This window comes from Bradyrhizobium sp. (assembly GCF_017881085.1).
GTDB lineage: Bacteria > Pseudomonadota > Alphaproteobacteria > Rhizobiales > Xanthobacteraceae > Bradyrhizobium.
The window spans coordinates 1-11,031 of record NZ_JADGRI010000182.1; the positions used below are offsets into that span (position 1 = coordinate 1).

11 protein-coding genes are annotated in these 11,031 nt (G+C 63.3%); 5 read left to right on the top strand and 6 right to left on the bottom strand.

Going from position 1 to position 11,031, the window contains the following annotated elements; translation table 11 throughout:
- The 3 genes from QZ213_RS17345 to QZ213_RS17355 all read right to left on the bottom strand — a co-directional run.
- Positions 1-818, bottom strand: an 818-nt coding sequence (locus tag QZ213_RS17345; protein WP_291687318.1) for an enoyl-CoA hydratase/isomerase family protein, incomplete at its 3' end; no start/stop codon positions are given.
- Between the two features lie 41 nt (positions 819-859).
- Positions 860-2,020 (bottom strand): acyl-CoA dehydrogenase family protein, encoded by a 1,161-nt coding sequence (locus QZ213_RS17350; protein ID WP_291687319.1) that lies wholly within the window; start codon positions 2,018-2,020, stop codon positions 860-862.
- 33 nt (positions 2,021-2,053) lie between these two features.
- A complete protein-coding gene (locus QZ213_RS17355) occupies positions 2,054-3,118 on the bottom strand; it encodes an acyl-CoA dehydrogenase family protein (protein ID WP_291687320.1) in 1,065 nt (354 codons plus the stop codon).
- A 280-nt stretch (positions 3,119-3,398) separates the two neighbouring features.
- Between QZ213_RS17355 and QZ213_RS17360 the strand changes: the two genes are divergently transcribed.
- Complete coding sequence (locus QZ213_RS17360; RefSeq protein WP_291687321.1) at positions 3,399-4,181, top strand: SDR family oxidoreductase; 783 nt, start codon at positions 3,399-3,401, stop codon at positions 4,179-4,181.
- 12 nt (positions 4,182-4,193) lie between these two features.
- Here QZ213_RS17360 and QZ213_RS17365 read toward each other — a convergent pair whose 3' ends face one another.
- Complete coding sequence (locus QZ213_RS17365; RefSeq protein WP_291687322.1) at positions 4,194-4,463, bottom strand: GlsB/YeaQ/YmgE family stress response membrane protein; 270 nt, start codon at positions 4,461-4,463, stop codon at positions 4,194-4,196.
- 52 nt (positions 4,464-4,515) lie between these two features.
- A complete protein-coding gene (locus QZ213_RS17370; protein WP_291687323.1) occupies positions 4,516-5,082 on the bottom strand; it encodes a YidB family protein in 567 nt (188 codons plus the stop codon).
- Between the two features lie 234 nt (positions 5,083-5,316).
- Between QZ213_RS17370 and QZ213_RS17375 the strand changes: the two genes are divergently transcribed.
- Positions 5,317-5,559: a hypothetical protein gene (locus QZ213_RS17375; protein WP_291687324.1), complete on the top strand. Its 243-nt coding sequence runs from the start codon at positions 5,317-5,319 to the stop codon at positions 5,557-5,559.
- 136 nt (positions 5,560-5,695) lie between these two features.
- Here QZ213_RS17375 and QZ213_RS17380 read toward each other — a convergent pair whose 3' ends face one another.
- Entirely contained in the window at positions 5,696-6,259 is a 564-nt protein-coding gene (locus tag QZ213_RS17380) for a hypothetical protein (protein ID WP_291687325.1), read from the bottom strand.
- Positions 6,260-6,564: 305 nt separating this feature from the next.
- Between QZ213_RS17380 and QZ213_RS17385 the strand changes: the two genes are divergently transcribed.
- The 3 genes from QZ213_RS17385 (at position 6,565) to QZ213_RS17395 (ending at position 10,624) form a co-directional block, all read left to right on the top strand.
- On the top strand, positions 6,565-8,499 hold the full coding sequence (locus QZ213_RS17385) for a peptidase M4 (RefSeq protein ID WP_291687326.1): 1,935 nt from the start codon (positions 6,565-6,567) through the stop codon (positions 8,497-8,499).
- Between the two features lie 3 nt (positions 8,500-8,502).
- Positions 8,503-9,927, top strand: coding sequence for an MBL fold metallo-hydrolase (locus QZ213_RS17390; RefSeq protein WP_291687327.1), 1,425 nt, complete (start codon positions 8,503-8,505; stop codon positions 9,925-9,927).
- A 106-nt stretch (positions 9,928-10,033) separates the two neighbouring features.
- On the top strand, positions 10,034-10,624 hold the full coding sequence (locus QZ213_RS17395; protein ID WP_291687328.1) for a sterol desaturase family protein: 591 nt from the start codon (positions 10,034-10,036) through the stop codon (positions 10,622-10,624).
- Positions 10,625-11,031 lie beyond the last annotated feature (407 nt).

An 11,031-nucleotide genomic window follows, 5' to 3' on the forward strand; every position in this document is an offset into this window, starting at 1 on the left:
AAATTCGCCACGCGGCGTTCGGCGGTGGCCTTGACGCCTTCCTTGAAATCCTCGGTGGCGCGCAGCCGCGACTGTTCGGCGAGTTCGTGGTTGGTCGCGGCGAGGACGCGGTCGGCGAGGCCGGCGCGCATGGTGGCGCGGGTCGAGAGCAGGCCGAGCGGGGAGCATTCAGCGATTTCCTGCGCGAGCTTCATGGCCTCGGCCCGCACCTGATCCTGCGGCACGCAGACATTGGCGAGCCCCATCCGGGTGGCTTCCTCGCCGGTGACGCGGCGGCTGGTGTAGAAGATCAGCTCGGCGTTGTTCTTGCCGACCAGTTCGGGCAGCGTCGTCGTCAAGCCGAAACCCGGATGAAAGCCGAGCTTGGTGAAATTGGCGGAGAAACGCGCCTCGGGGCAGGTGACGCGGAAATCGGCGGACACTGCCAAACCCAATCCGCCGCCGATGGCCGCGCCATGCACGGCGGCCACAATCGGCTTTTTGGCGCGGAAGATGCGCACCGCATGCAGATAGAGACTGTTGATCGAGCCGAGGCTGTCGGCGGGATCGCCTTGCGCCTTTCCCTGGGCCTTTCCTTGGGCCTCGCGCGCCTCCTGCGCCTGCCGCGCCGGATCGCTGAAATTGGCGCCGGCGCAGAATGCCTTGCCTTGCGCGGCGAGCACCGAAGCGCGGATTTCGATATCCTGGTCGAATTCCTCCAGCGCATCGGCGATCTGGTTGATCAGCGAGATATCGAAGAAGTTCAATGGCGGCCGCTGGATTTCAATGAGGCCAACATGGCCGTGCTTCTCGACGCCGATATCCGTATATTTGCTCATGAGGTTTCCTCGTTGAATTAGCGCAACCCAAGCCCGCGCGGTCAGCGCAAGCCAAGCCCGCGCGCGATGATGCCGCGCAGCACCTCGGTGGTGCCGCCCTGGATCGTCAGTTTCGGCGCGGTCTTGATCGCGAATGACAATTGTTTTTCCAGCGTTTCGTGGTTGCTCACGTTCTCGTCGACGAAGGCGGCGAGGTCGCGCACCCGGTGCGGCAATTGCTGCTCCCAGACCGTGCCGATGTCCTTGACGATGGAGGCCTCCACCACCGGCTCCTTGCCGGCCTGCAGCATCCCCGCGACCGAGACCGACATTCGCCGCATGGTGTGTAGCTGCGCCACCAGCCGTCCGATGCCTTCGGCGCTGCGGGTATCGGGATTCTTGCCGACCGCGCGGACGAGTTCGGTGAGCACGTAATAGGTTTCGAGGAAGCGCTCCGGCCCCGAGCGCTCGTAGGCGAGTTCGCTCGTCGCCTGTTTCCAGGCGCCGTCGATTTCGCCGAGCACGTGATCGTCGGGCATGAAGGCGTCGGTGAACACCACCTCGTTGAATTCGAATTGTCCGGTGATCTGGCCGATCGGATTGACCTTGATGCCCGGCGTCTTCATGTCGACCAGAAATTGCGTGAGGCCGTGGCGGCGGTTCTCTTTCGTCGACGGTGAGGTGCGGAAGATCGCAATCATGTAGTCGGCGATATGCGCTGACGAGGTCCATATCTTGGTGCCGTTGATCAGCCAGCCGCCGTCGGTCTTGGTCGCCTTGGTCCTGGCCGCGAACAGGTCGGAGCCCGAATTTGGCTCGCTCATGCCGATCGCAAAGCAGACCTCGCCGCGGCAGATGCGCGGCAGGATGTCCGACTTGATGCGCTCGGGGGCGTATTTCAAAAGCACCGGACCACTCTGGCGGTCGGCGACGAAGAAGCGCCGCGTCGGCGCGTTGGCGACGCGCATCTCCTCGGTCACCACATAACGCTCGAGGAAGGAGCGCTCGTGGCCGCCATATTTCTTCGGCCATGTCATGCCGATCCAGCCGCGCTCGCCGACCCGGCGGCAAAACTCCCTGGCATCGGCGTCTTCGCGATTGGGCTGGAACGGGTTGAAGGTGCCGGCCGCGATCTCGTCGGCGAGAAACGCGCGCACTTCCTTGCGCAGTTTTTCGCATTCGGGCGGCAGGCGGATCGGATCGAAACGAAGGGCTGCGGTCATGTCAAATCTCGACTTTCGTAATTTCCCGCCGGATCAGCGCGAGGCGACCAGCGGCCACAGTTCATCGGCGCCGCGCGCGGCGACCATCTTGCCGAGTTCGACGGCCCAGTAGCTCTCGGAGCCGAAATCGTCGCGCCAGGCGAGCGCGCGCAGGGTGTAGCGATGCAGGATGTGCTCGATCGTGAAGCCGATCGCGCCGTGTACCTGATGGGCGATCGCCGCGCCCTTTTCGGCGGCTTCCGCACAGCGGATTTTTGCCGATACCGCCTCGAGGAACACTTCGTCGTTGAACGAGGTGCTGTTTGCGATGGCGTCCGCGGCCGAGGTTGCCGCGGCCAGCGCCGCCGCCGACTCGCCGGCGAGTTTTGCCAGATTGTGCTGCACCGCCTGGAATTTCGAGATCTTCTTCTCGAAGGCGACGCGCTCGTTGGAATAGCGCACGCTGACCTCCAGCATCGATTCCAGGCTGCCCGCGATCTGCAGGCTGCGCGCCACCCCGCCCATCAGCATCAGCTGGGTCTGGTCGAAACCCTTTGGCGCCGGCTTGATGGTGATCGGCGCGACATTGGACAACGTCACGGTGTCGTTGCCGTCGTTCGCCAGATTGAGGCCAGCCTCGATCTGGCATTTTGTCATGTCCACCAGCGCGATCGAGAGGCCGCCCGCGCCGTGCGCCAGCACCGCGACATGTCTGGCGTCCCTGGCGAAGGGAACGCCGCGCGCGCGGCCGGACAGGGTTCCGTCGGCATTGAGCGCGATGCGGTCCTTCGGGCTCGCTGGAGCGGGCGTCATGGCGCCTTCGGGCGAGGAGATTTTCGCCTGCGCCAGCAGCCAGCCGGCCAGCATGGTTTCCGCAAGCGGCACCGCGATCGCAAACCGCCCAGCCGCGCTCAATACGCTAAAACCTTCGGCCAGGCTGGCGCCGGAACCGCCGCAATCCTCAGGCACCCACGCCAGCGGCAGGCCGGCTTCGGTCAGCGCCTGCCACAGCGGCGCTTTCCAGGCGCCCTCCTTGTCGCTGTTGATGGTTTGGGCGTCGGCGAGATCGGAGAATATCTTCTCCGCGGTCTCCGCGACAATGTTCTCACTCTCCGCCACAGCGTTCCTCGTCCTTCATTGGGCACGTCTCGCCCGGCTCATTGCCGAGGCCACGGGTGCGATCGTTTCTTGCGCCGCATGATGAGGAAAAGCCACAGTCATGACAAGCGGCGATGTCCGCAGGCGCCCCTGCGGGGGCGACATGAGAGGCGACATCAAGCGTCGTCTGCTGGAATGATTAATTCCGGCAGGCGGAGTTTTGCCGATTTGCAGGCGATTTGCCGCGCGATATGGTAGATCGCCGTGAGCGGTCAGCCAAAAACACAAAAAGGAAATGCGGATGTCTGGGGATGGATTGTGCGCGATTGTAACGGGTTCAGCGTCCGGCCTGGGGGCGGCGACCGCGGCCATTCTGGCCAAGGGTGGCGCGCGCATCGTCGTCAATTATTCGTCCAGCAAGAAGGAAGCCGAACAGACCGCCGATCTCTGCCGCAGCGCCGGCGGCGAGGTGGTCGTGGTACAGGGCGACGTCTCGCGCGACGAGGATTGCAGGAAGATCGTCGCGGCAGCCGCGCCCTGGGGACGCCTCGACGCGCTCATCAACAATGCCGGCACAACCAAGCATATGGCGCACGGCAATCTCGACGGATTGTCGGCGGAGGATTTTCAGCGGCTGTTCGGCGTCAACACCATCGGCCCGTTCCAGATGGTGCGCGCGGCGCGAGGCCTGCTGGAAGCCGGCGCCAACGCGTCGGGGCGCGCTTCGGCCGTGGTCAACGTCTCCTCGGTCGCCGGCATCAGCGGCATCGGTTCCTCGATCGCCTATGCCGCGAGCAAGGGCGCGCTGAACACCATCACCTTCTCGCTGGCGCGCGCGCTGGCGCCGCTGATCCGCGTCAACACCGTCTGCCCCGGCTATATCGACACGCCCTGGTTCACCAAGGGCCGCGGCGAGGAGGGCGCCAGGCAGGTGCGCGACAGCGTGATCGCGAAGGTGCCGCTCAAGGTTGCCTCGAGCGCCGACGATATCGCGCAACTCGTATGCTTTCTCGCCACGCCGGCGTCGAGCAATATGACCGGCGAACTGGTGCGGATGGACGCCGGGCTGCACTTGATTTCGTAAGATTATGAGCAGTCATCTCGCGCCGGGATCGGAAATCGCGCCCCTCGCCACCAGCCTGTTCCAAATGAACAGCACCACCAGCGCGCCGATGGTCGAGGTGATGTAGCCGGCGCCCTGATCCGGCGCGTAATGGCCCATGGCCTGGCCGATGAAGGTCGCCAGAAACGCGCCGGCGATGCCGAGCACGGTGGTCAGGATGAATCCGCTGGGATTGTTCGGGCCGGGCGAGAGCAGCCGGGCGAGAATCCCCGCGATGAAGCCGACAATAATGATGTGTATCATCGCAGTCGTCCTTTTCAAAAAACCGAAGTTCAAATGTCGATGTCGCCTGATCTCAGATCCGCCCCGACAATTCATTTTCGGTCGGCAGCCGTCCGTCCGGCGTCAAATGGTTGATCACGTCGGGCAAATGCTGGCTGAGGCCGGAGAGCAGTTCCTCGCGCGACAGGCCGCTCTGCGCGGAGAGCGCATTGAGCTGATCGGCGCCGAGCGCGCTGGCGAGATCGCCGGGCGAAATCTGCTTGTTGGGGCCGTTGCTGACCCATGAATTGGCGGCGTCGCCCTGGCCGCCCTGCTGCAGCTGCTTGAGCAGGTCGCCGAGCCCGCCGCTGATCACGCTACCGGCGGCGCCGCCCGCGAGCAGGCCGCCCAATCCGCCCTTCAGCAGGTCGCCAAGACCACCACCTCCGGCCACGCCGCCGCCAGAGGGAGTGCCCGGCGATGGCGCCGGTGCCGGGCTTGCGCCTGGCTGATTGCCGCTGAAATGCTTGACCGCCTTCCAGGCGAGCAGTCCGAGGATCGCCATGGTCAAGGGCGACATTCCTCCGCCGGATTGCGCGCTTGGATTGCTCGAACCGCGCGGGCCGTTCTGCATTCCGTTGAGTACATCGAGTAAGCCCATGGTCGTCTCCTCCCGAATGCTGCCCCGCAGGACAAAACATAACGGCGCGCCATGACCGTTACAAGGCAAGGGGACGCCGGCGCAGCTCGGCTGACGCGAGCAGATTCGGCTATAACGGCGTTGCTCACGCGCTGTTGCCTTGAAAAGGCAATGTTAAAGGACGAATTTGGTTCGCGTGGCAACGCGCATCGGTCGCGGCCGCGCCGGGAGGAAAGACGTGCCGGAAGAAAACATATGAAACGAATCCATGCAGCTTCCGTCATTGCCATCGTCGCGGTTGCCGGCGGCCGGGCCCTTACGGTGCCGGCAAGCGCCGCGCCGCCGACCGTGACGCCATCGCCCGGCTATGACGCCAGGCTGCAGGAGCAGCGTGCGGCGCGGATCTATGATGCGCCGCCGGTTTATCAACCGATCGCGCCCGATCCGCGGCCGCCCCGGCACCATGGCAGGCGGATTCACAACACCGCACATTACTGACCGGATTGATGCCGGCGCACTTCCCGATGCGGCCGCTTCTCCTGGCGGCGTCGGTGAACCATCCGACATCGCGGACCGATGAGACACCGTCATTCCGGGTTCGAGGCTTCGCCTCGCGCCGGAATGACGAAAACGGTCACCCGCGTTTCGGCTTGGCCGGCGAGGCGCCGAACAGCTTCTTCAAACCGTTGAGGCTTTCCGAAAGCCGGGGCCAGTCGCAGGAGAACGAATGCTGCGCGCAACCGGTGGCCTTCGGACGCGGCTTGACCTCGCTTGTCGCAGCCGCTTGCCTGTTGGGCGCCACGACCGGCAGCGGCACCTTCTCGCTTCGCAACGAAGCGGGCTGCAGCAATTGCTGCTTCGCCCTGGATTCGGCCGCGACGCGGTTCTGCCGCTCCTGGTCGAGGAAGCGGGTATATTGCTCGTCGATCTTCTTCTGTTCCTCGGGCGTGGGATTCGGGCCCGCGATATCGAAGCTCCGGTTCTGCATGAAATCGAAATAGGTGTAGCCGCCGCCGAGCTTCCGCCGGCCTGCGAATTTCGCGTTGCATTCGGCGAGCTGCGACGACTTTTCTGCCTTCGTCGCCGCTCTCTCGGCCTTGTCGGCGCATTCCTCGAAATCGGCCGGCGCGCGCGACCACCACTGCGCCTGCGCACGCAGCGGCATCAGCGCCGCGCAGGCTGCGAACGCGGTAATCATCAATACGGATCCGGGCGGCGCCATCGCGCAGGTCTTCCCCACAACACAACTCTCAACACTGGTTCTACGCGACGCAATTTCCGCCACCGCTGATTGTCGCCATTATCGTTGTGGCTGTCACCCCCGGAATCGCAACTATGCCCGGCATTTTTGACGTGAATTTGACGTCGATACACGCTAAGATAGCGTATGCCGACCTGACGCGGGTGGCGACATCATATTGGACCAAGCGAATTTCAGACTCCGTGTCAGACCGACGGATCGCGGGCAGTATTGTGCAGAAATAGATATAAGGGAAAATAGCCATGCAATCGCAATTTGTTTGTGAGGGATTGGCGGAATCGAAAGCGCCGTCTCCGAGTGCGGCGGCTTCGGCCAGATCGGCGCCGAATGCACCGGCTTCGAACAGCCCGGACGACGATATCTTCTCATCGGCAGAACTGCCCTGGCCGGACTGGCGTCCGCTGAAGGTCTATGCGTTCGACCCGAGCCTCGGCAAGTTCGTCGGCAACTACATGACGACGCAGGTCCGTTACGAGAAACTTCAGCCCGGACCGGTGGGGGAGAGATTCGCGGTCATCGACTATGACGGCACCAACCGGACCTACTACCTGCCCGTCGACCTCGACGACCCCAAATTGTTGATCATGGGAGGCCTTGCGCCGAGCGACACCGATCCACGGTTTCACCAGCAGATGGTCTACGCGGTGGCCAGCGAAACCTTGCAGCGGTTCGAAGCCGCTCTGGGCCGGCGCATTCACTGGCGGCAAATCGCGCACACGCCCGATACCACGACCGAGCAGCAGGCCGCGGCTTCCAGGTGCCTCAATCTTTTCCCGCACGCGATGTGCCAGGCCAATGCGTTCTACAATCCCGCCGTGCACGGCATCGTGTTCGGCTATTTCAAGGCCAGCCGCACCGACCCCGGGCGCAATCTGCCTGGCCAGACGGTCTACACCTGCCTGTCGCACGACATCATTGCGCATGAAACGACGCATGCGATCGTCGACGGGATCCGCGAATATTTCATGGAGCCGACCAACATCGACGTCCCGGCATTTCATGAAGCCTTTGCCGATCTGGCGGCGCTGTTTGTTCATTTTGCCCACAAGGAAGTACTGCTGGATACGCTGCGCAAGACCGGTGGCAGGCTGTTCAATCAGCAACTGAGCGCAAATGTGCAGACCGATTCCGGCCCGGCCATCATTCAGGCCCAGCTGGCCGCTCCAAATCCCCTGGTCGCCCTCGCCCAGCAGTTCGGCGAGGCTTCCGGCATGCGGTCCAGCCTGCGCAGCGCGCTCGGGACACCCGTCGATTCCAACGACATCAACATCAAGACAGAACCGCATGACCGCGGCTCGATCCTGGTCTCGGCAGTTTTCGACGCGTATTTTACGGTCTATACGCGGCGAACCTTCGATCTCTTCCGCATCTTCCGCGCCGGCGGTGGAACCCTGGACAAGGACGACCTTGCGGTCCCCCTGGCCGAGCGGCTGGCGGCCGAAGCCAGCCGGACCGCGGATCAGTTCTTCGTCATCTGCGCCCGCGCGCTCGACTATTGCCCTCCGGTCGACATCACCTTCGGCGATTTCCTGCGAGCCGTCCTGACCGCCGACCTGGATTTTCATCCTGACGATCCCGACGGCGTGCGCGATGCGTTCATGCAGGCATTCCGGCTGCGCGGCATTGTCGCGGACGACGCCGCTTCGTTTTCGGAGGACTCGCTGTTTTGGCCAAAGGTCAAGCGCCAGGCGCTCGAGGTCGACGGGCTGCTATTCGGCGATCCGAACGGACTGACCACCGAGGAGAAAGACACCAACGGCAGAGTGCTTCGCGCTTTTGCCAAGAAGAATGCGAAGCTGCTCGGCTTTCGCGATCCGGAGCCGATCGCAGCGCCCTCGTTTCATCCGATGTTCCAAACCGGGCAGGACGGCCGCCTCTACGTCAACATGGTAGTCGAGTTGGTCCAGACCGTCGAAAAGGATTTCGGCGCGACCAACCCCGGCAAGTTCCCGATGCGCAACGGCGTCACCCTGTTGATCGCGCAGGATCCGCCGGACGGCGCCACCCGGCCGCCGCCGAGAGTTCGATTCGTGATCCCGAAGCTGTGGTCCCAGCCGCGGGAGGATCGGGTGCGGAATTATTATCTCTCCACCGGACAGGTAGCCGAGCATCCCGGTAGCGCTGAGGACGGCAAGCGCTTCCAAATCAACTTTGGTCTGTTGCACGCAGGAGTTTGAAAAATGGCAGCCGCAAAGAAGGTAGCGTCCGCCGCGAAAAAGACGGTCGCCAGGAAGACCGGGCAACGCGCCGCCAAGACCGCGAAGACTGCGGGCAAAAAGCCGTCGAGAACCGCGCCGGGGACGGGCGGTTCCGGCAACGGTGCGTCGCCCGGCGGTGCAAAGACGCTGCGGGTGCGCATGTATCGCGTCGGCTTCGGCGACTTCTTTCTGCTGACGGTACGGAACGGCAAGGACGAGAAGCATATTCTGATCGACTGCGGGGTGCATGCCGTCGACCTCGGCAGCATCGGGGATGCGGTCGAGCAGATGTCCGCGGATTGCGGAAAGCACCTCTCGCTGGTTATCATGACGCATCGGCATGCGGACCATATCTCCGGCTTCGCCAAGTGCAGCGACGCCTTCAGGCAGATCACCGTCGATCGGGTCTGGATGCCCTGGTTCGAAGACCCGGGCGATAAAAACGCGATCAACATACAAACCAAGCTTACGGCGCTGGCGAGCCAGCTTTCGCTGCAACTGGCGGTGCGTGGTCCGAGGGACCCGTTTGTCGCCATGGCGCAGAACATCACCGGCGGCATGGCCGCGAGCGGCGGCTCCAGCAACCAAACGGCGCTGGATGTCCTGCAAAACGGATTCGCCAACAAGCCGGCGCACGACTATTACAAGGCCGGCGACCTGCCGAATCTGCCACAGGCTCTCATCGATGCCGGCCTTTCCGCGCAAATCCTCGGGCCCCCCGGGGATGTCAAGCTGATCGCGCAGATGACCAATACGGCCGACCAATATCTCGCGGACGCCATGCAGGAAGATGACGAGCCCGCGAAGACGTTTTCGAATGCGTTTCAGGCCGAGAGCTATCCCGCCCATGCCTTCAAGTTTTTTGCAGACACCAAGGTCAAGGCGTTGATCGACAGCGTCCGGCCGGACGTGCTGGCGGCGCGGGCGCTGGCGGCCGACAAGACCCTCAACAACCAGAGCCTCGTCATCCTGTTCAGCTTCGGCGGCAGGAATCTGCTGTTCGCCGGCGACGCCCAATGGGGCAACTGGGAAAACTTTCTATACGGCGGCGCCTTCGGAACGCCCGGCCATACTGAAATGACCAAGCAGGCAACGGACATCCTGAAGAATATCGACTTCTACAAGGTCGGCCACCACGGCAGCAGGAACGCGACACCGAAGGACGCGGTTGCCGCGATGCTGCGGCCGGGCTGCGCCTGCATGTGTTCGACCCAGATAAAAGCCTATAACGAAGTGCCACGCGAACCGCTGATGCAGGCGCTGAGCACCCAGATGAAGGGAAAACTGGCCCGCAGCGATCAGGTCGCGGTGAAGAAGGAGGGTCCCAATGCGGAGGCTGGACCCCTGCCGCAGGGGGTTGGGTTTGACGCCCCGACCAACGAGCTGTTCATCGACTATAATTTCTGAGGGGTTTCCTAACCAAGGCGAATGGTGTTTCCTGCCGCTTCAGCTCAATTGAAGCCGCAAAGGGCCCTGGTCGCGCGGAGGGGTTGGGTTTTTGAAGGGAAGCCGAATGCTTCTGGTATTTCTTCGTCATGGCAGCGTCGCGGCGCTGCTCGTGGGCGCGGCGGCTGAAATCATGCTCGGGCTATTCGGCGTCGTCGCGCTGCAGCCCGTGATGATCCTGATCGGCGCGCTGCTGTTCTATCTCAGCGAATACGGCATGCACCGCTTCGCCTTTCACGCAGCCCCGCTGTCATCGCCGCTGGCGCGCAGGCTGCAGCACCGCCTGCATTACGACCATCATGTCGAGCCGAACCGGCTTGATCTGTTGTTTCTGCCGATCTGGTTCCTGGTACCCAACCTCGCCGTCGCCTGGGGGCTGTTCGCGCTGGTGTTCGGGTGGGAGGCCGCCTTGTCCGCGCTGCTCGGGATGATGCTGGCGATCCTGCACTATGAATGGGTGCATTACGTCGCCCACATCCCCTACCAGCCGCGGACCCGGCTTGGCCGCTGGATCAAGCAGTATCATTTGCGCCATCATTTCATCAGCGAGAAGCACTGGTTCGGCGTCAGCAACCCGGCGCTCGACGGCGTGTTCGGCACCTTCCGCGGCCCCGCCGCCACCGAAAAAAGCGCCACCACCCGCAAGCTCTATTCGTGAAGCGCCATGCCGTATCGGAACAATTGACGACGTGATACGTCCCGTTCGCAAATCTTCGCCGCGCTCTTTTGCGTTGTTGCGAAGGCCGGCGACGTCGACGACATCGTCGATGGACTGGTCGGCCGAACCCAGTGCCGGAAAGAAGCCTCCCAGCGCCGTCACTTCTTCGGTTTCGCCGTTCCCCATGGGTGCGCCAAATCCGCGCGAAGGCCTGTGACGGCAAATTTGTCCGAAAGCCATTTTGCCCAGGATTTGCTGTCCGTGCCACGTCTATCGCCTTCAGGCAAAAGGACCGATCGGAGGCTGGCGATCATGCGCGCGCTCTGCTATTTAACGCCCGGGCACCCGCACGTCTGGGCGGGGCCTCCGGTCCCGTAGCTCAGCCGGATAGAGCGACGGTTTCCTAA

Bases quoted from the DNA above. Each gene is read 5' to 3' on its own strand.
- QZ213_RS17380 (WP_291687325.1), bottom strand. From the start codon at position 6,259: ATGATTACCGCGTTCGCAGCCTGCGCGGCGCTGATGCCGCTGCGTGCG.
- QZ213_RS17360 (WP_291687321.1), top strand. From the start codon at position 3,399: ATGTCTGGGGATGGATTGTGCGCGATTGTAACGGGTTCAGCGTCCGGC.
- QZ213_RS17385 (WP_291687326.1), top strand. From the start codon at position 6,565: ATGCAATCGCAATTTGTTTGTGAGGGATTGGCGGAATCGAAAGCGCCG.
- QZ213_RS17365 (WP_291687322.1), bottom strand. From the start codon at position 4,463: ATGATACACATCATTATTGTCGGCTTCATCGCGGGGATTCTCGCCCGG.
- QZ213_RS17375 (WP_291687324.1), top strand. From the start codon at position 5,317: ATGAAACGAATCCATGCAGCTTCCGTCATTGCCATCGTCGCGGTTGCC.
- QZ213_RS17395 (WP_291687328.1), top strand. From the start codon at position 10,034: ATGCTTCTGGTATTTCTTCGTCATGGCAGCGTCGCGGCGCTGCTCGTG.
- QZ213_RS17350 (WP_291687319.1), bottom strand. From the start codon at position 2,020: ATGACCGCAGCCCTTCGTTTCGATCCGATCCGCCTGCCGCCCGAATGC.
- QZ213_RS17390 (WP_291687327.1), top strand. From the start codon at position 8,503: ATGGCAGCCGCAAAGAAGGTAGCGTCCGCCGCGAAAAAGACGGTCGCC.
- QZ213_RS17370 (WP_291687323.1), bottom strand. From the start codon at position 5,082: ATGGGCTTACTCGATGTACTCAACGGAATGCAGAACGGCCCGCGCGGT.